General features: G+C 62.2%; 22 protein-coding genes and 1 pseudogene. 12 read left to right on the forward strand and 11 right to left on the reverse strand.

Annotation, left to right across the window (positions count from 1 at the left end):
* Window positions 1–194 (forward strand): annotated as a pseudogene (cca, locus tag BJN45_RS00005) (multifunctional CCA addition/repair protein); the annotation flags it as partial.
* Here cca and BJN45_RS00010 read toward each other — a convergent pair.
* On the reverse strand, window positions 159–356 hold the full coding sequence (locus tag BJN45_RS00010; RefSeq protein WP_076090859.1) for a DUF2905 domain-containing protein: 198 nt from the start codon (window positions 354–356) through the stop codon (window positions 159–161). The pseudogene cca and the gene BJN45_RS00010 sit on opposite strands and share 36 nt — an antisense overlap.
* A 68-nt stretch (window positions 357–424) precedes the next feature.
* On the opposite strand from BJN45_RS00010, the gene BJN45_RS00015 reads away from it, so the two are divergent.
* The gene (locus BJN45_RS00015) at window positions 425–1,231 is read left to right on the forward strand and encodes an alpha/beta hydrolase (protein ID WP_076090860.1); all 807 of its coding nucleotides are present in this window, start codon (window positions 425–427) and stop codon (window positions 1,229–1,231) included.
* Here the strand turns inward: BJN45_RS00015 and BJN45_RS00020 are convergent.
* A complete protein-coding gene (locus tag BJN45_RS00020) occupies window positions 1,221–1,412 on the reverse strand; it encodes a YjfB family protein (RefSeq protein ID WP_076090862.1) in 192 nt (63 codons plus the stop codon). The two genes, BJN45_RS00015 and BJN45_RS00020, sit on opposite strands and share 11 nt — an antisense overlap.
* A gap of 48 nt (window positions 1,413–1,460) precedes the next feature.
* Window positions 1,461–2,621 carry a class I SAM-dependent methyltransferase gene (locus BJN45_RS00025; RefSeq protein WP_076090864.1) on the reverse strand — a complete coding sequence of 387 codons (1,161 nt, stop codon included), beginning with the start codon at window positions 2,619–2,621 and terminating at the stop codon, window positions 1,461–1,463.
* Window positions 2,622–2,730: 109 nt separating this feature from the next.
* On the opposite strand from BJN45_RS00025, the gene ttcA reads away from it, so the two are divergent.
* Window positions 2,731–3,600 carry a tRNA 2-thiocytidine(32) synthetase TtcA gene (gene ttcA / locus BJN45_RS00030; RefSeq protein WP_240494462.1) on the forward strand — a complete coding sequence of 290 codons (870 nt, stop codon included), beginning with the start codon at window positions 2,731–2,733 and terminating at the stop codon, window positions 3,598–3,600.
* 55 nt (window positions 3,601–3,655) lie between these two features.
* Window positions 3,656–4,555, forward strand: coding sequence for an adenylate/guanylate cyclase domain-containing protein (locus tag BJN45_RS00035; RefSeq protein ID WP_076090866.1), 900 nt, complete (start codon window positions 3,656–3,658; stop codon window positions 4,553–4,555).
* A 21-nt stretch (window positions 4,556–4,576) separates the two neighbouring features.
* Here BJN45_RS00035 and hprK read toward each other — a convergent pair whose 3' ends face one another.
* From hprK to recA, 7 genes are read right to left on the reverse strand one after another with little or no spacing between them, the layout of a single operon-like run.
* Entirely contained in the window at window positions 4,577–5,512 is a 936-nt protein-coding gene (gene hprK / locus BJN45_RS00040; RefSeq protein ID WP_076090868.1) for an HPr(Ser) kinase/phosphatase, read from the reverse strand.
* Between the two features lie 8 nt (window positions 5,513–5,520).
* Window positions 5,521–5,970: a PTS IIA-like nitrogen regulatory protein PtsN gene (ptsN, locus tag BJN45_RS00045; RefSeq protein WP_076090870.1), complete on the reverse strand. Its 450-nt coding sequence runs from the start codon at window positions 5,968–5,970 to the stop codon at window positions 5,521–5,523.
* A gap of 52 nt (window positions 5,971–6,022) precedes the next feature.
* The gene (hpf, locus tag BJN45_RS00050; RefSeq protein WP_076090872.1) at window positions 6,023–6,346 is read right to left on the reverse strand and encodes a ribosome hibernation-promoting factor, HPF/YfiA family; all 324 of its coding nucleotides are present in this window, start codon (window positions 6,344–6,346) and stop codon (window positions 6,023–6,025) included.
* Window positions 6,347–6,361: 15 nt separating this feature from the next.
* A complete protein-coding gene (locus BJN45_RS00055; RefSeq protein WP_076090874.1) occupies window positions 6,362–7,816 on the reverse strand; it encodes an RNA polymerase factor sigma-54 in 1,455 nt (484 codons plus the stop codon).
* Between the two features lie 24 nt (window positions 7,817–7,840).
* Window positions 7,841–8,575, reverse strand: coding sequence for an LPS export ABC transporter ATP-binding protein (gene lptB, locus BJN45_RS00060; RefSeq protein WP_076090876.1), 735 nt, complete (start codon window positions 8,573–8,575; stop codon window positions 7,841–7,843).
* The gene (gene recX, locus BJN45_RS00065) at window positions 8,572–9,006 is read right to left on the reverse strand and encodes a recombination regulator RecX (RefSeq protein WP_076090878.1); all 435 of its coding nucleotides are present in this window, start codon (window positions 9,004–9,006) and stop codon (window positions 8,572–8,574) included. Before recX ends, lptB begins: the two co-directional genes overlap by 4 nt.
* A complete protein-coding gene (gene recA / locus BJN45_RS00070; protein ID WP_076090880.1) occupies window positions 8,999–10,027 on the reverse strand; it encodes a recombinase RecA in 1,029 nt (342 codons plus the stop codon). Before recA ends, recX begins: the two co-directional genes overlap by 8 nt.
* A gap of 230 nt (window positions 10,028–10,257) precedes the next feature.
* Here recA and BJN45_RS00075 point away from each other — a divergent pair, with 230 nt between their 5' ends.
* The 7 genes from BJN45_RS00075 to BJN45_RS00105 are packed head-to-tail and all read left to right on the forward strand — an operon-like array spanning window position 10,258 to window position 15,607.
* Complete coding sequence (locus BJN45_RS00075; RefSeq protein ID WP_205750522.1) at window positions 10,258–10,464, forward strand: hypothetical protein; 207 nt, start codon at window positions 10,258–10,260, stop codon at window positions 10,462–10,464.
* A gap of 1 nt (window position 10,465) precedes the next feature.
* On the forward strand, window positions 10,466–11,146 hold the full coding sequence (locus tag BJN45_RS00080; RefSeq protein WP_076090882.1) for a pseudouridine synthase: 681 nt from the start codon (window positions 10,466–10,468) through the stop codon (window positions 11,144–11,146).
* Window positions 11,147–11,188: 42 nt separating this feature from the next.
* Window positions 11,189–12,604, forward strand: coding sequence for a sodium:solute symporter family protein (locus BJN45_RS00085; protein WP_076090884.1), 1,416 nt, complete (start codon window positions 11,189–11,191; stop codon window positions 12,602–12,604).
* A 38-nt stretch (window positions 12,605–12,642) separates the two neighbouring features.
* Window positions 12,643–13,716 (forward strand): VanZ family protein, encoded by a 1,074-nt coding sequence (locus BJN45_RS00090; RefSeq protein WP_076090886.1) that lies wholly within the window; start codon window positions 12,643–12,645, stop codon window positions 13,714–13,716.
* A gap of 42 nt (window positions 13,717–13,758) precedes the next feature.
* Complete coding sequence (locus BJN45_RS00095; RefSeq protein WP_076090888.1) at window positions 13,759–14,067, forward strand: (2Fe-2S) ferredoxin domain-containing protein; 309 nt, start codon at window positions 13,759–13,761, stop codon at window positions 14,065–14,067.
* A complete protein-coding gene (locus BJN45_RS00100) occupies window positions 14,064–14,702 on the forward strand; it encodes an alpha/beta hydrolase (RefSeq protein ID WP_076090890.1) in 639 nt (212 codons plus the stop codon). The genes BJN45_RS00095 and BJN45_RS00100 overlap by 4 nt, the downstream gene beginning before the upstream one ends.
* On the forward strand, window positions 14,690–15,607 hold the full coding sequence (locus tag BJN45_RS00105; protein WP_076090892.1) for an ATP-binding cassette domain-containing protein: 918 nt from the start codon (window positions 14,690–14,692) through the stop codon (window positions 15,605–15,607). The genes BJN45_RS00100 and BJN45_RS00105 overlap by 13 nt, the downstream gene beginning before the upstream one ends.
* Before the next feature lie 15 nt (window positions 15,608–15,622).
* Here BJN45_RS00105 and BJN45_RS00110 read toward each other — a convergent pair whose 3' ends face one another.
* Window positions 15,623–17,188: a B12-binding domain-containing radical SAM protein gene (locus BJN45_RS00110; RefSeq protein ID WP_076090894.1), complete on the reverse strand. Its 1,566-nt coding sequence runs from the start codon at window positions 17,186–17,188 to the stop codon at window positions 15,623–15,625.
* Window positions 17,189–17,306: 118 nt separating this feature from the next.
* Between BJN45_RS00110 and BJN45_RS00115 the strand changes: the two genes are divergently transcribed.
* Complete coding sequence (locus BJN45_RS00115) at window positions 17,307–18,092, forward strand: ABC transporter permease (RefSeq protein ID WP_076090896.1); 786 nt, start codon at window positions 17,307–17,309, stop codon at window positions 18,090–18,092.
* The last annotated feature ends 9 nt before the right edge of the window (window positions 18,093–18,101 follow it).

An 18,101-nucleotide genomic window follows, 5' to 3' on the forward strand; every position in this document is an offset into this window, starting at 1 on the left:
GCTGGGAAATGCGCAGCTACGACAGCCCCGCGCGAATGCTCAAGGTGCTTGCTGCGGTCAACAGTGTCGATGCGGGAAAAATCGCTGCCGATTGCGTCGATCGCGGCAAGATCCCCGAACGGATCCGCCAGGCACGCATCAAGGCCGTGCGGCAGGCGCTAAATGAGGCGGCTGATGAGCCAGAGCAGCAATGAAAGCAGGATGATGCTGGCGAAGGGGAAACTGTAGGTCCGGCCGCGCAGGCGAAATGCCACATCGCCAGGCAACTTGCCGAAGCGGATGAAACGGGCGAGATGTGGCGTCACCAGCCCGAGCAGGAAGATCGCAATGACCAGCGTCAATATCCACTTCAGCATGAATCCGATTCAACCCGACAAGATGTGCGAAAGCACGCATTTAACCACGGCCGAGAACCCCTGACCCCATGATCACCAAACAAGACATCAACGGCCTGGAAGTATTTTCCTGCCTTCCCGAAGGCAAAAGCCAGCGACCGCCGCTGCTTTTCATCCACGGCGCCTTCGCTGGCGGCTGGATGTGGACAGAAACCTTCATGCCGCATTTCGCGGCGGCCGGTTACCCCTGTTACGCGCTGTCGCTGCGCGGTCACGGGGGCAGCAAGGGGCATCAGCAGATCGACTGGCTGTCGGTGGCTGATTACGTCGACGACGTGCGCCAGGTCGTCGACACGCTGAACATCGATCCGGTACTGCTCGGCCATTCGATGGGCGGCTTCGTCGTCCAGAAATATCTGGAACGGCATCCGGCGCGGGCTGTGGCACTGCTCTGCTCGGTCCCGCCACAGGGCCTGATCGCCGCACAGTTTCACCTGTTGCTGCAGAAACCCCAGATCTACCTGGAGATCAACCGCATCCTGGCCGGCGATCACACCGATACCGATACGCTGCGTGATGCGCTGTTCGCCGGCGAAGTCGAGCCGGCAATGCTCGCCGAGTGGCTGGAAAAGATGCAGAACGAGTCGCAACGGGCAATCTGGGACATGTCGATGTTCAATCTGCCCAATCTCTACTGCATGCGCCGTCCGCCGATGCTGATCGTCGGCGCCGAAAAGGACATGCTGGTTCCGGCATTCCTCGTGCAGACGACCGCGCACACCTACGGTCAGCCGTGCCACATCCTGCGCAACATGGGCCATGCCATCACCCATGAAAAGGAATGGCCGCACGCGGCGGCCATCATTGAAACCTGGCTGGAAAGCCTTACGCCTTGATATCGACGCTGTTGCCCAGATTGGGCGGGTTGCTGGAAACTTGCGGCAATGCCTGCAGCAGTTGCTGGGCATTGCTTGCCTCAAGGTCAATAGATTTCTTCAACACCAGCATGGCGGCAGCCGCACCGGTCTGTTCCTGCGTCATGGCAGAACTGAGACTGCCCATTCCTGAAACGTCCATCGCTCATCTCCTGATGGCTTGATCACGCATTCAGTGTAGTCCACTTTCCTACAAACGGCGACTCTGGTCGCCACTGGCAAACCCGAGCAGGGGTGCGTTGATGCCGCGACCAATGGCAATGACCTTGAACAACTCACCCATTTCGTGCGGCATCAGCAACTTGCCGGCGGCTGCCGAAGCCCGGAAATAATCCGGCGTCGCCTGCGGAATCCTAGCCAGGCAATCGAGCAGGCCGCAGTTCATCAGGAACTGTCCCTGACTGGTGTAGCCGAGCAGATCCAGACCGCTGGCGTGGGCGGCGGCGATAATTGCCGTGAAATCGACGTGGACCGTAACATCCTGCAAACCCGGCAGATAAAAGGGATCGGGATGCGAATGATGGCGGTAGTGGCACATCAGCGTGCCCTGATCGCGCTGCGGGTGATAGAACTCGTGGCGCGGAAAACCGTAATCGATCAGCAACAACGCGCCACGTTGCAGGCGATGCCCCCATTCCGCCGCCCACGCCCGGGCTGCCAGCGCAATTTCGCTGAGATAGGGCGACTCGATCCGGCATTGATCGGCGATCTCGTCAGCGGCCGCGAGCAGGGCGCCACTGGCCGGGCGGTCGTTCCACGTGAAACGGCCCGCGTCGTCCACGGCAACACCACGTTCGCATATGCCATCCGCCGTCCACAGCACGAGATGGGCGGGCAGTGCATCAAGCAATTCGTTGGCGACAACGACACCGTCAAAGCTTTCCGGCAGGCAGTCCAGCCATTCGACGCGGTCAAGGAGATGGGGCGCCGCAGCGGCAATCGTTTCACGCTGACGGGCGCGCAGGTCGGCGGACAGGTCGAGGATGGCGTAACGCTCGGGCAGCACCGACAGCGCTTCCAGCGCCAGCAGCAGATCGGCCGCGAGCCGTCCGGAACCGGCACCAACTTCGATCACCGCCGGCGCCGACAGCGCCATCACCTGCGCCACCTGGCGCGCCAGCGACTGGCCGAACAGCGGCGTCATTTCCGGTGCGGTAACGAAATCCCCCGCACTGCCGAACTTGCGTGCTCCGGCGGCGTAATAACCAAGTCCGGGCGCGTAGAGCAGCAGTTCCATGAACCGGGCGAACGACATCCAGCCGCCTTCCTCGCCGATTTTCCGGGCGATGTCGGCATGCAGGCGCTGGCTGTGAGCCAGCGCTTCGGGAGTGGGCGAGGGGAGGTTGCTCATCGGCAGGCAAAAGCCAGCATTCTAAATGCCCGGCACGCGTTTCCGGACGATGCGTGTAAACTTGCGACCTGCGGTCGACCGCAGCAATCTCACGAAAATGTCGCTGATCATGCATATCCCTGTCTCGTCCAACCTGCAAAAACTCCGCAAATTCCTCGAAGGCCGCACCGGCAAGGCGATCATGGAATACAACATGATCGAGGACGGCGACACCGTCCTGGTCTGCTGCTCCGGCGGCAAGGATTCCTACACGCTGCTGGCCATGCTGATGGCGCTGCAGCAGCGCGCACCGGTCAAGTTCCGCCTGATCGCGATGAACCTCGACCAGAAGCAGCCCGGTTTTCCCGCCGACGTCCTGCCGGCCTATTTCGAATCGATTGGCATCGAATACCGCATTGTCGAGGCGGACACGTATTCCGTGGTGAAGGACAAGATTCCCGAAGGCAAGACCACCTGCTCGCTATGTTCGCGACTGCGCCGCGGCATCATCTACCGGACGGCAAAGGAACTCGGCGCCAACAAGATCGCCCTCGGCCACCATCGCGACGACATGGTGCATACGCTGTTCCTGAACATGCTGTTCGGCGGCAAGCTGAAAGCCATGCCACCGAAGCTGGTTACCGACGACAAGGCACACGTGGTCATCCGCCCGCTGGCCTATTGTTCGGAAGCGGATATCGCCAAGTTTGCCCGCGGCATGGACTTCCCGATCATCCCGTGCAACCTGTGCGGTTCGCAGGAAAACCTGCAGCGGCAGAAAATCAAGGAAATGATGCACGACTGGGACAAGCGCTATCCCGGCCGTACCGAATCGGTATTCACCGCCATCCAGAACGTCGTTCCCTCGCATCTCGGCGATAACGGTCTTTTCGACTTCCGCAACCTGACGCTGGACACCCCGGTGGACGAGGGCGACATTGCCTTCGATTCCCCGGAAATGCCGATCAGCGGCACGATCCCGATCAAGCTGCCGGCATAATGTCAAAGTCTGCGCTTCATCATATAATCGGCCGTCCAACGAACCGACCCCGCCAATGAACGCGTCGCAACCGATTCCTGTCATCATGGTCGCCGACATCACCGGCAGTGCATCGCTGCATCAGCACCTTACCGAACAGGAAGCGGAACGGGCGGTCGACCGTTGCATCAAGCGCATGACCCGCACCATCGAAGCCTACCGTGGCACACTGCTGCAAGTCGTCGGCGATGAATTGCTGGCCTTGTTCAATTGCGCGGAAGATGCCTGCCACTCGGCAATCGACATGCATCAGCGCGTCGCCGACCTGCCGCCGGTATCGGGACACAAACTGAATATCCGCGTCGCCCTGCACGACAGCGACAGTCCTGCCGGACAGCCGCCCCAGTCGGCGAAACTCGCCAGCACCATGCGCATTGCCGGCCTGGCCCGTGCTGACCAGATACTGTGCAGTGCCGCGGTCGTCAACGCCCTGCCGGGGAGCGCCGTCCTGCAGACACTGCCACGTCCGGAACTGGGCGATGTCCACGAAGGCGAAGCGGCAATCCCGGTATTTCAGATCCACTGGCCGGCCCAGACCAGCAGCAGCCAGGTTCAGCATTCGATGTTCGGACCACTCAGCGCTGGCAAAATTTCCGAAAGACTCTGCCTGCGCTATCGCGGCAAAGCCTTCCTGATTGACGAGAAAACCCCGGTACTCAGCCTGGGCCGTGATCTATCGTGCAAGGTACTGGTAGACAACCGCAAGGTGTCTCGACTGCATGCCCGAATCGAGCGGCGCTCTGACGGTTATTACCTGATCGACACCAGCACCAATGGGAGTTTTCTGACGATGCAGGGACGCCAGGAAATCCTCGTCCGCAAGCATGAAGCCCTGCTTGATGGCAGCGGCACGATCTGTTTCGGCAGTTCGGCCAACGATGCAGCCGCCGAGCGAGTCGACTTCGAACACCTCTGAAGTCTGCCGGCGGAGCCGGGCTCAGACGTCCTCGTCGCTCATCATGCGCGCCTGGCGCTCGACGAAATCCTGCATGCTGTCGATCCCCCGATACTGAAGGATCGTATTGCGCACCGCCGCCTCGAGCAGCACAGCCAGATTACGCCCCGCAGCCACCGGAATGACCACCTTGCGTATCGGCACCCCCAGGACTTCCTGACTCTGGGCATCAAGTGGCAGACGCGGCGCATCTTCGGAAGACAGTGTCCGCTGCAGATGCACGATCAGCTTCAGTTTCATCTTGCGGCGCGACGCCGTTTCGCCAAAAATGGTCCGGATGTTGAGCAGACCGAGACCGCGCACCTCGAGAAAATCACGCAGCATGCCGGGGCAGCGGCCTTCAATAGTCGTTGGCGCAATGCGGGCCATTTCGACGACATCGTCCGCAACCAGCCCATGACCACGGGAAATCAGCTCCAGCGCAAGCTCTGATTTGCCGACACCGGAGTCGCCGGTAATCAGCACGCCCATGCCAAGTACGTCCATGAACACGCCATGCAGGCTGACGGTATCGGCCAAGCGGGCAGAAAGATAGATCCGCAGGTGATCGATTACCGCCGAGCAGTGCTTCGGTGACAGGATCAACGGTACATCGGCGGCCATGCAGGCATCGACGACGAAATCGGGCGGCTTCAGGCCATCGGCAACGATCATTGCCGGCGTACGGGCCGACAGCAGGTCGATGAACAACTGTCCGAAGCGCCGCTCGCCGATGCGCATGGCCCAGTCGTATTCGGCCTGGCCCATGACCTGCAGACGTTCGGGATGGATGATGTTGATGTGGCCGACGACATCGGCCCCGTAGTTGCTGGCGGCCTTGAGTTCGATGCGGCGGTCGGCGCGATGCCCGACTGTCCAGTTGAACAACAGCTTTTCGCGATTGTCCTGGTACAGCTGGTCCAGACTGATGTGGCGCACGGGCCGGATCAGGGTTTCTTGAACAGGCCGAGCACGGCCTCGGCATCCGTTGCAGCCTGCAAGGCCTCACGGAAGGCGCGATCAGAAAAGCGCTGGGCAAGTTCGGACAGGATCTGCAGATGCTCCTCGGTCGCCTGCTCGGGTACGAGCAATACGAACAACAAGGTGACTGGGCGGCCATCCGGAGAATCGAAAGGGATTGGCGTCGCCAGCCGGATCAGCGCACCAGCGGCCTGCTTGAGACCCTTGATACGGCCATGCGGGATGGCAACACCCTGGCCAAGACCGGTTGAACCAAGCTTTTCACGCGCAAACAAGCTGTCGAAAATAAGTGAACGGGACATGCCGAGACGGCCTTCAAAAAGCATCCCGGCTTGTTCGAAAACACGCTTCTTGCTGCTCGCATCGAGATCGAGAAGGACCTGATCGGCAGTCAGAATATTGTCTAGAGGGTTCATGGAGGGTGTGAAGCAAAAAAACCGCACCCGATCGGGTGCGGTTGATCAGGGCTTATTCGTCGTCTTGCAACGACGGCTTTTCGCCACGATGGTGGTCCTGCATCTTCTGCTTGTACTTCTGGACCTGACGGTCGAGCTTGTCAAACATCGTATCGATGGCGGCATACAGATCATCACCGGCTTCTTCAACGTGCATGTCCTTGCCCGGCACATGAACGGTAACTTCAGCCTTCTGCTTCAGCTTCTCGACGGAAAGCACGACGCTGACGCCCGTGACCTTGTCAAAATGGCGGACGACCGGATCGAGCTTGTTCTCGACGTATTCACGGAGTGCCGGGGTGACTTCGATATGATGACCACTGATTTGCAGATTCATTTTTCTCTCCTCTCTCTACAGGGTCTTGCGTAAATTGACCGGCGGGATGTTAAGCGATTCACGGTATTTCGCAACCGTGCGTCGGGCAACGACAATTCCCTGCTGGCCTAGTATTTCGGATAATTGGCTATCCGACAAGGGCTTCTTGCCATCTTCCGCCGAAATCAATTGCTTGATCAGGGCACGAATGGCCGTGGCAGAACAAGCGCCACCGGTGTCGGTGGATACGTGGCTGCCGAAGAAGTATTTCAACTCGAAGATACCACGCGGCGTCGCCATGTATTTCTGGCTGGTCACCCGCGATATGGTCGATTCATGCAAACCCAGGAGGTCGGCAATCTCACGCAACACCAGTGGCCGCATCGCCACTTCGCCATGTTCGAAGAACTGGCGCTGACGGTCGACAATGGCCTGGGTCACGCGGTGGATGGTCTCGAAACGCTGCTGGACATTCTTGATCAGCCAGCGCGCTTCCTGCAGTTGCCCGGTCATGTTGCCATTGCCGCGCCGCTGCCGGGAAAGTATCTCGGCGTACAGCCGATTGATGCGCAGACGCGGATAGGCATCGGGATTGATGTAGGCCGTCCACTTGCCCTTGAGCTTCTTCACGATCACGTCAGGCGTGATGTAACGGGCTTCAACCTGCGAATAACCGGCGGCCGGCCGTGGATCGAGGCTGGTGATCAGTTCATGGGCACCGCGGAGGATTTCATCGTCACAGCCGGTGAGGCGGCGAATCTTGGCGAAATCGCGGGCTGCCAGCAGTTCCAGATGCTTGTCCACGATCGTCATGGCCAGCGTCCGTTCGGCACAATCCTCCGCAACCTTCAGTTGCAGCATCAGGCACTCGCGCAAGTCGCGCGCGCCGATCCCGATCGGATCGAAATTCTGGATATGGTTCAGGGCGATATCCAGCTCTTCGAGCTCGATTTCGTATTCCGGCGGCAGGGTTTCCCACAATTCCGCCAGCGGGGCCGACAGATAGCCGTCATCGTTGAGCGCTTCGATCAGGAAGCGCACCAGACTGCGGTCACGATCCGACATCTGGGTCATCCCCAGTTGCCAGGTCAGGTGTTCGCGCAGGCTGATGGTCGCCGCGTGGCTGTCCTGGGCATCGCTGTCGTCATCCTCGTCGCGGCCGGCACCGGTGAAGGTCCCGGCATCGCTGGACCAGCGGTCGTCGTCGACATCACTGGGCGTCATCGGCGGTTCGCCCTGTACGTCCTCGTGACTTTCCGCCTGGGGTGCGTCGGCATTGGACGACTTCTCCGGCGAATCGAACTGCTGCGCTGCTGCGTACGATTCCGTTGGCTGGTCGTCATCGCGCTCCAGCATCGGATTTTCCAGCAGGTAACGCTCTATTTCCTGCTGCATCTCGACGGTCGACAACTGCAGCAGCTTGATCGATTGCTGCAGTTGCGGCGTCAGTGCCAGGTGCTGCGAAAGCTTGAGCTGAAGTGCCGGTTTCATCGAGAAATTCTGGTCATGGTCCGGTCAGAGCCTGAAATGTTCGCCAAGGTAAACCTTGCGTACGCTCTCATTTTCGACGATTTCGTCGGGCCGTCCAGAGGAGAGGACATGCCCGGCGTTGATGATCACCGCGTGATCGCAGATACCGAGGGTCTCGCGAACATTATGATCCGTAATCAGCACACCGATGCCACGTTCTTTCAGGAAACGGATGATTTTCTGGATTTCCAGCACGGCGATCGGGTCAACCCCGGCAAACGGCTCGTCGAGCAGGATGAAGCGTGGATTGGTGGCCAGGGCACGGGCGATTTCAACCCGCCGCCGCTCACCGCCGGAAAGCGCCGCCGCATTGACGTGACGGACGTGGCCGATGTGCAGTTCAGCCAGCAGGTTTTCCAGACGTTCGGTGAGTTCGGCCGGTGGCAGCTTCTGCAACTCGAGGACGGCAAGGATGTTTTCCTCGACATTGAGCTTGCGAAAGACCGAAGCCTCCTGCGGCAGGTAGGAAAGTCCCAGCCTGGCGCGGGTATGCATCGCCTGGTGGGTCAGCCGTTCCTCGTCGATATAGACTTCGCCGCCATCTGCCGCGACCAGCCCGACGATCATGTAGAAGCAGGTCGTCTTGCCGGCACCGTTCGGGCCGAGCAGACCGACGACTTCGCCGGACTTGACCTCGAAGGAAACGTCCTCAACGACAGTCCGCGCCTTGTAGCGCTTTTTCAGGTTATGGGCAGAGAGGGTGGCTATCGTCTGGCTCATTCTTCATCGACTCCGCGCATGGCGCGCCGGATGGCTTCGGCAGAAAAGCCGCGATATTGCAGGAAACGCTTCTGTTTCGCACGCTCTTCTGCAGACTGGGGCGGTCGACCAAACTTTTTTGCCCAGATTGCCCGGCAACGCTCCCCCTCGTCGCCACCGTCCGGGAGGGCCGCTTCGATGTCCTCGTCGCTGACCCCCTTTTGCCGCAGTTCCTGACGCAAACGACCGTTGCCGTAACGACCGGCCCGGGCCACGACGCGCTGGCTGGCATAGCGGTGATCGGACAGCAGGCGCTCGGCCTGCAGGGTATCGAGCACGGCCTCCAGCTCTTCCCCGGTTTCGGCATGAGCTGCGAGTTTGGCCAGCAATTCTGCCCGGCTGTAATCCCGCCGGGTCAGATATTGCAAGGCACGAACCCGCAGATCAGGCATCGGCGGCCGCGGCCTTCGTCGGTTTCAGGACGGTGGTGCTGGCTGCTTCACGGATGCGCGCCTCGATTTCCCGGGCGATTTCCGGATGAGCCTTGAGGAACTCGCGGGAATTGTCCTTGCCCTGGCCGATCTTCTCGCCCTTGTAGGAATACCAGGCGCCGGACTTGTCGACCAGCTTGTGGGCGACGCCCATTTCGACAATCTCGCCTTCACGCGAAATGCCCTCGCCGTAGAGGATGTCGAAGATGGCTTCGCGGAACGGCGGTGATACCTTGTTCTTGACGACCTTGACGCGGGTTTCGCTACCAACCACCTCGTCGCCCTTCTTGATGCCGCCGATGCGACGGATGTCGAGGCGGACCGAGGCGTAGAACTTCAGTGCATTGCCGCCGGTCGTGGTTTCCGGCGAACCGAACATGACGCCGATCTTCATCCGGATCTGGTTGATGAAGATGACCAGCGTATTGGTCTTCTTGATGTTGGCGGTCAGCTTGCGCAGCGCCTGCGACATCAGGCGGGCATGCAGGCCGACCATCTGGTCACCCATCTCGCCTTCGATTTCGGCACGCGGCGTCAAGGCGGCGACCGAGTCGATGACGATGATGTCGACCGAGCCGGAGCGCACCAGCATGTCGGAGATTTCCAGCGCCTGTTCGCCGGTATCCGGCTGGGAAATCAGCAGATCGCCGACGTTGACCCCGAGTTTCTGTGCATATTGCGGATCGAGCGCATGTTCGGCGTCGATGAAAGCGGCGACGCCGCCGAGTTTCTGCATTTCGGCAATGACCTGCAGACACAGCGTCGTCTTGCCCGAGGATTCCGGACCGTAGATTTCGACCACCCGGCCGCGCGGCAGGCCGCCGACGCCGAGGGCGATGTCCAGCCCGAGCGAGCCGGTCGATACGACCTGAATGCCTTCGTCGATTTCGGCATCGCCCATCTTCATGATGGAACCCTTGCCGAACTGCTTTTCGATCTGTTGCAGCGCTGCGGCGAGCGCCTTTGCCTTGTTGTCGTCCATGTTCTTACCTCGAAACGTTGAGCGGATTATGGCACAGGGGCCAGGGATGGAACAAAAATTGCTGGTTCATTGTTGCTGGATTACCGATCGACTGCCGGACCTCACCACCGGGAAAAAATGCCAATGGCAAGCATGGATTCTATGGAACATCCCGAGACGCAAGGTGTATTCTTTGCGCCCGACCCGACCGACAACAAAACATACTGTACAACTATACAGTATTTTTCATCATGACCAAGCCCATCCACCGCATCCTGTCATTGCTGCTTCTGTGTGCGCTGACTGGCACGGTCAACGCCCGACCGGCCTCCTGGCACTGGTGGGCGAGCAAGATCGACGGCGCCCGCATCTGCATGCAGACGCCGCCGGGCGAAGGCTGGACCTACAGCGGCGGCCCTTACCGCGACGCCCGCTGCACCTTGCCCGCGCGCTACTGAGATGAGCGCCTATCTGCCGCCGGCCGACCCGGTACGGGTGATTCACGTCGACGCCCATCTGCTGGTTGTCGACAAGCCTTCCGGCCTGCTGTCGGTACCCGGGCGCGGCGAGGACAAGCAGGATTGCCTGATCTCGCGCGTCCAGCGGGACTACCCGGAAGCCCTGGCCGCCCACCGTCTCGACATGTCCACTTCCGGCCTGCTCATCGTTGCCCGCGGCGAAGCGATGCAGCGCGAGATGTACCGCCTGTTTCGCGAGCGCGCGGTGAGCAAGCGCTATCTTGCTGCGGTCGACGGGCTGCTGGCAGCAGATTCCGGCGAGGTCGACCTGCCGCTGATCTGCGACTGGCCGAACCGCCCGCGGCAGATGGTTGACCACACCATCGGCAAGCCTTCGCAAACGCTGTTCCGCGTCATCGAACGCCAGCCCGGCAACAACCTGACGATCGTCGAACTGGAGCCGATCACCGGGCGCTCGCATCAGTTGCGCGTGCATATGGCGGCGCTCGGCCATCCGATACTCGGCGATGAACTCTACGCCGGCGCAGCCGTCGACCGGGCACCACGACTGCTGCTGCATGCGGCAGAAATTGCCTTTGTCCATCCGGGCGATGGCAGCGCCGTGAAATTTCGCAGCGAGGCCCCGTTTTTTCCCTTCGGAAAAGCCGCAATAACCTTATAATCCCCCGCGTTTTCAACCCCTTGCCGTAGTCGACCCCACACCATGCTGATCTGGTTCGTCGTCATCTATCTCGTTATTTCCATCGGCATCGGCCTTTACGCCGCGACCCGGGTCCACAGCGCCCGCGACTACATCGTCGCCGGCCGCAATCTGCCTTTTCCCATCGTGCTGGCGATGGTCTTCGCCACCTGGTTCGGCGCGGAAACCGTGCTCGGCATCTCGGCCACCTTCATTGACGAAGGTTTTCGCGGACTGATATCGGACCCGCTTGGTGCGTCGATCTGCCTGGTGCTGTTCGGGCTGATCTTTGCCCGTCCCCTGTACCGCCTCAACCTGCTGACACTCGGCGATTTCTTCCGCGTCCGCTACAACCGCCAGACCGAGATTGCCCTGTCGACAGCCATCATCATTTCCTATCTCGGCTGGGTCGGTGCCCAAATGGCCGCCCTTGGCCTGGTCTTCAATGTCCTCTCCGACGGTGCCGTCGCGCTCAACCACGGCATCCTCATCGGCGCCGGTGTCGTCCTGCTGTACACACTGTTCGGCGGCATGTGGTCGGTGGCGATGACCACCTTCGTCCAGATGATCGTCATCGTCCTCGGCCTGCTCTACGTCACCTGGCTGGCCGGCGACATGGCCGGCGGCTTTACCACCGTGGTCGGCAAAGCTGCCGCCGACGGCAAGCTGAATTTCCTGCCGACTGCCGACCTGCTCGACATCCTGTCCTGGATTGCCGCATTGCTGACCATGGCGCTCGGCTCGATCCCGCAGCAGGACGTTTTCCAGCGGGTCAATGCTTCGAAGAACGAATGGGTCGCCGTCTGGGGCACCACCATCGGTGGTCTGTCCTATTTCTTCTTCGCCGCCGTGCCGCTGTTCCTTGCCTATTCGGCAACGCTGATCGACCCGGCGATGGTCGAACGTTTCATGGCCGAGGATTCGCAACTGATCCTGCCGCAACTGATCGTCAATTACATGCCCTTCGGTGCCCAGGTCATTTTCTTCGGCGCACTGCTGTCGGTGATCATGAGTACCGCTTCCGGCACCCTGCTGGCACCGGCGGTCACCTTCTCGGAGAACATCCTGCGCGGCCACTACCGCGACATGACCGATCGCCAGCTGCTGCTCGCCACCCGCGGCGCCGTCGTGGTGTTCACCTGCATCGTCGCGATCTATGCCATATCGACCAATGCGACCATTCACGCCATGGTCGAAAACGCCTACCGGGTCACCCTCTCTGGCGCCTTCATCCCGCTGGCTGCCGGCCTCTTCTGGAAGCGGGCGAACAATCTCGGCGCCGGCCTGGCAATCATTTTCGGCATCGGCACCTGGCTGTTCCTCGAACTGTTCGTGCCCGAAGGCGATATCGGCCCGCAACTGTACGGCCTGGCCGCCAGCTTCACCGGCATGCTGATCGGCGGCTACCTGCGTCCGGCGAACACAATCAAAAAGCACTAAAGGCTGACGCCAGCGCCAACAGGCCATAAAATCGGGGCATGTCCCAACATGGCAAGCGTCCCGTCGTTTTTGCCCGCTACCTGGCGCTCGCCTGGTGCGGGCTGATCGTTTATGGGAGCCTGCACCCGTTCTCCGGCTGGCGCGATTCCGGCGTCTCTCCCTGGGCCTTCCTTGAAAGTGCGTGGCCGCGCTACTGGACGGTCTTCGATCTGGTCACCAATGTTGCGGTCTACGTCCCGCTCGGCTTCTTTCTCGCGCTGGCGCTGCTGCGCCTGCCCGGCCGCTTTACCGCAGCCTGCCTGGCAGTGCTGCTCGGCGGCACACTCAGCCTCGGGCTGGAGACATTGCAGAACTGGCTGCCCAGCCGCATCCCGTCGAATCTCGATCTTGCGTGCAACACACTGGGCGGGCTGATCGGTGCCGTGTGGGCGCATATCGTCGGCCCGCGCGTGTTCGCTCGCCTGGAAGCACTGGCGCACCGCCTGCTGGCGCCGGTGGCCCACGGCGAACTGGGCCTGACGCTGCTCGGCCTGTGGCTGATCGTGCCGCTGTCGCCGGAGATCCTGCTGTTCGGTGCCGGCGACTTGCGTCAGCTGCTGGGTTTCACCCCGGCCATTCCGTTTTCCGTCGATCGCTATGCGCTGATCGAAGCCGGCATCACCGCCTGCAACGCGGTTGCCGTCGGCCTGATCCTCGGCCAGTTGCTGGCCAGGACCTGGGTCGCCTACCTGCTGGTACCGCTGTTCCTGATCGGCGGCCTGGCCATCCGGATGCTCGGAGCAGCGGTGCTGGTCGGCCCCGGTGAAGCCATGGCCTGGCTGACGCCGGGCGCTCGGCAAGGGTTGCTGGCAGCGGCAGCGGTACTGGCCCTGACGCTGTGGCTGCCAACTCGCGCCGGCCTGCTGCTGGCGGCACTGGCTCTGCTCGCCGGCACCGTGCTGGTCAACCTCGCACCACCCAATCCGTATTCCGAAGCCGCACTGGCGGCCTGGCGCCAGGGGCACTTTCTCAATTTCAACGGTCTAACCCGCCTGGTCGCCAGCCTGTGGCCCTTCCTGGCCCTGCCATTCCTGCTGCTGACCCTGCGCGGACCGCAGCCACGTTCCACGTGAAACGGCGCCGCCTATAATGGCTGGCTACAACGGAGATCAACAATGAGCTATTTCCAGCACCACGTATTCATCTGCACCAACCAGCGCGAAGGCGGCGAGGCTTGCTGCAACAACGTCGGTGGCAGCGATGCCTTCGCCTACGCCAAGGACCGCATCGGTGCGCTGAAGAAGAACGGCGCCGGCGCGGTGCGCATCAACAAGGCTGGCTGTCTCGGCCGCTGCGACAACGGGCCGGTGATGGTCGTCTATCCCGAAGAGACCTGGTACGGCTTCGTCGATAATGAGGATGTCGAAGAAATCATCCAGCAACATCTGATCAACGGACATGTCGTCGAACGGCTGAAAATATGAAAGTCACGGAAGAAAAGATCAACGTCGCCGGCCCGGCCGGCAACATCGAAGTCATCATGGAACGCCCGGATGCGCCGCGCGGCATCGCGCTGATCGCCCATCCGCACCCGATCGGTGGCGGCGCCAATACCAACAAGGTCGCCTACACGCTGGCGCGCACCTTCGTCAGCCTCGGCTACGCCGCCTTCCGCCCGAACTTCCGTGGCGTCGGCGGCACCGAAGGCGTGCACGACGAAGGCATTGGTGAAACCGACGACCTGCTCGCCGTGCTGCACGAAGCCACCTTGCGCTGCGGCGAAATCCCGGTCGCGCTCGCCGGCTTCTCCTTCGGCGCCTATTGCCAGACGCGCGTCGGCAAGCGACTGGAAGAAGCCGGCCATCCGGCCCAGCGCCTGGTGCTGGTCGGCACCGCCGCCGGCTTCGTCGAAGGCACGCGCCAGTACGACACCGAAGCCGTGCCGCACGACACCATCGTCATCCACGGCTCAAACGACGAAACGGTGCCGCTGGCCAACGTGCTGGCCTGGGCGCAGCCGAACGACCTGCCGGTCGTCGTCGTCCCCGGTGCCGACCATTTCTTCCACCGTCGCCTGCACCTGATCCGCGACATCGTGACCCGCGCATGGCGGCACTAGACGTTTCCGGCCTGCACAAGACCTACGGCGACACTGAAGTCGTCGCCGGCTTGTCGTTCACCGTCGAACCCGGCACCTGCTTCGGCCTGCTCGGCCCCAATGGTGCCGGCAAGACGACGACGCTGCGCCTGTGCCTCGGCCTGACCGCGCCAGCCAGCGGCAGCATCACGCTCGGCGGCCACGTCATCCCCGCCGACGCGCAGGCAGCACGGGCCAAGGTCGGCGTCGTACCGCAATTCGACAACCTTGACCCGGACTTCACCTGCGCCGAAAACCTGCTCGTCTTCGGCCGCTATTTCGGGCTGAAGGACGCCGACATCCGGCCACGCATCCCGCAATTGCTCGAATTCGCCAGCCTCGCCGGCAAGGCCGACGCCAGGATCGCGACGCTGTCCGGCGGCATGAAACGGCGGCTGACGCTGGCCCGCGCACTGGTCGCCAACCCCGACATCATCTTCCTCGACGAACCGACCACCGGCCTCGACCCGCAGGCCCGCCACCTGATCTGGGAACGCCTGAAGAAGCTGAAATCGGCCGGCAAGACGCTGATCCTGACGACGCATTTCATGGACGAAGCCGAGCGTCTGTGCGACCGCCTGATCGTCATCGATCACGGCCGCAAAATCGCCGAAGGCAGCCCACGCGAACTGATCGCCACGCACATCGAACCGCAGGTGATCGAGGTCTTTGACGAATCCTGCGGTCAACTACCCGATTTCACCGAAAACCACCGCCACCTGGCCGACCGCGTCGAACAAAGCGGCGAAACCGCCTTCTTCTACTGCCGCGATCCCCAGCCGCTGCTCACCGCCCTGGCCGACGCCGACGGCCTGCGCTACGTCCATCGTGCTTCCAACCTGGAAGACGTGTTCATCAAGCTGACGGGACGGGAATTAAGGGACTGAGGGGCGGGGCGACGCTTACCCCAAACCTCCATGCCGTTCCTGCCGGTGCACCAGGCCTTTGCCATCGCGCGCCACCGGCTTCGGTCGGTCCTTGAGCAAGCCCTGCAGGCACGCGGGATTGGCGCGGGCACCGCTGGACTGGTAGTCGCTCAGCAGGTGCTGGCGGACTTGCGCGGGGTCCAGTCCGATCACTTGCGTCAGGTAATCGAACAAGCGGTCGACCAGCGTTTCCGGGGTCAGGCGGGTGGTGCTGGCGGTGGTTTGCCATAGCCAGTCGCTGAAGGCGAGGAGGGTGGCGAAGGGGGAGGTGGCACTTAGTAGCAGGGGCAGGGTTTGCGGGAAGCGGCCGGAATTGGCGAGCAGGTCCCAGTAGCGCGCCAGGCGGGTGAAGCGCTGGATGTCGGCAGCCGGGACGGCGGCGGTTTGCTGCACGGTGTATGGCGGTTCGGGGTCGTAGATCATGCCGTGTTCGGCGCTGTGCCGGGCGATCGGTGTGCCGCGCAGGCGCTTGAGCAGGCCGAGCTGGATTTCGTGGGCGTGCAGCGCGTACAGGCGGTCGAAGCCGGCGGCAAAGCCGGCCAGGGTTTCACCGGGCAGGCCGAAGATGAGATCGGTGTGCAGATGGGCGTGGCTGTGCCTGAGCAGCCAGTCGAGGTTGGCGCAGGTTTTGTCATTGTCCTGGCGGCGCGAGATGCGTTGCTGGACGACCGGGTCAAAGGTCTGGATGCCGACTTCGAGTTGCAGCACGCCGGGCGGGAAGCGGGCGATCATCGCCTTGAGGCGTTCCGGCAAGTGGTCGGGGATGACCTCGAAATGCAGGAAGAGATCGGGCGTCAGCCGGTCGAGGAAGAATTGCAGGATGGCCAGCGAGTTGTCGATTTTCAGGTTGAACGTGCGGTCGACGAACTTGAAGTGACGCGCACCGCGTGCATGCAGATCCGCCAGTGCGGCGAAAAAACGCGGCTGCTCGAAGGCCCAGGCGGTCTGGTCGAGGGCGCTGAGGCAGAATTCGCATTTGAACGGGCAGCCGCGCGAGGCTTCGACGTAGAGCAGGCGATGGGCAAGGTCGTCGGCGCTGTATTCGGCGTAGGGCAGGTCGATCTGGTCGAGCGGCGGCTGTTCGCCGGGGATCACTTTCATCAGCGGTTGCGGGCCGTGGAGCAGGGCACGGCACAGTCGGGCAAAGCTGACGTCGGCCCAGCCGGTGATCAGGTGGTCGGCGAGGCGGACGATTTCCTGACCCTCCCATTCGTGACTGACTTCCGGGCCGCCGAGAATGATCTTCAGCGCCGGGCGCGCCGCCTTCAGCTGGCGGACCACTTCGGTAGTCTGCCGCACGTTCCAGATGTACACCCCGAAACCGATGATCTGCGCTGTCATGCCCGGTTCACCAAGTTCAGAGAGCAGGGCGGCGACGATTTCATCGACCGGCCGCTTGATGGTGAATTCGCGCAGCACGCAGGTCGCCCGCAAGTCGGCGCCACCGTGGCGGGCCAGGTTGGCGAGCAGGTAGCGCAGGCCGAGCGCGGCATGGATGTACTTGGCGTTGAGGGTGCTCAGGATGATGGCGGGCGGCGTCATGCCGCCATTTTGCCAGCTTCGCCGGGCACCGGCCGGTGAGCCGGGCACTTACACACTGTCACCGCACGCGGCGCTGCAGGCTCTAGAATGACGGGTCACCCTTGCTGCCACTATTCCGATGTCCGCTGCGCCCGCCGTCACCCGCCCCGATCTGTTCGGTTTCCTGCCTGTCTGGCAGCGCAACTTCCTCGTCTGGCGAAAACTCGCGTTGCCGTCCATCCTCGGCAACCTGGCCGACCCGCTGATCTACATGCTCGGCCTCGGCTACGGCCTGGGCGCGATGCTGCCGGAGATCGACGGCCAGCCCTACATCGCCTTCCTCGCCGCCGGCACCATCTGCGCGTCCACGATGAATGCGGCAACTTTCGAGGCGCTGTACTCGTCGTTCTCGCGCATGCACGTGCAGAAAACCTGGGATGCCATCCTCAACACGCCGCTCGGCCTCAACGATGTCGTCGCCGGCGAGCTCTTCTGGGCGGCGACCAAATCCTTCTTCTCCGGCTGCGCGATCCTGATCGTCATCACCGCGATGGGCCTGACCAACGGCCCGACCGCGCTGCTCATCCTGCCGGCGATCGTCCTCACCGGCCTGGCCTTCGCCGCGCTCGGGCTGATCTGGAACGCGCTGGCGCCGTCCTACGATTTCTTCATGTATTACTTCACGCTGTTCATCACGCCGATGACGCTGATTTCCGGCGTCTTCTTCCCGACCGACCAGCTGCCCGGCTGGCTCGCCGCGATCGGCGGCTGGCTGCCGCTGGCCCAGGGCGTGGCGCTGATCCGGCCGCTGCTCGCCGGCCAGTGGCCGGCCGACGCCCTGATCCACATCATGGCACTGCTGGCGACCACCGCCATAGCCTTCACCATTGCCTTGCGTCTGACCCGGCGCCGGCTGCTCAAATAAGGCTCAATG

Source organism: Azonexus hydrophilus (assembly GCF_001956855.1).
Lineage (GTDB): Bacteria > Pseudomonadota > Gammaproteobacteria > Burkholderiales > Rhodocyclaceae > Azonexus > Azonexus hydrophilus_A.